General features: G+C 62.8%; 1 protein-coding gene. It reads left to right on the forward strand.

The window, feature by feature from the left end; all coding sequences use genetic code 11:
- Positions 1-341 (forward strand): hypothetical protein (locus tag JK635_RS27955; protein ID WP_202653055.1); only part of this gene is annotated, 341 nt, incomplete at both ends.

The raw sequence follows: 341 nt of genomic DNA on the forward strand, positions 1-341 counted from the left end.
ACACAATTCCCGACCTTTTGCAGCGCAGTTTCCCGCGCGAGCTGGTAATGGCCATCGAGGAAGCCTTGACCGTCGGCGCCCAGCGCGCGCACGCTGCATCCAAAGGCATGGACGAAGGCCACTTGCCCCATGTCGTGGGTCAGCTGCGGCATTTCCACATGAACGAGGCGTTTCATCGGGCGCTGGAGATGGGCGAGGCTTCGCCAACCGCTATTCGCGGTAACGGCATCGTCAGCGGCCGAGCCGGGGTGTTCACCCTGGCCAGGTTCAATATCCCGGACGGCTTCTGGATCAACGGCCGACGTAGCCACACGCGCCGCCAGATGTCCTATGCGAACAAG

Origin of the sequence: Neobacillus paridis, assembly GCF_016765675.1 — a bacterium.
GTDB lineage: Bacteria > Bacillota > Bacilli > Bacillales > Cytobacillaceae > Neobacillus > Neobacillus paridis.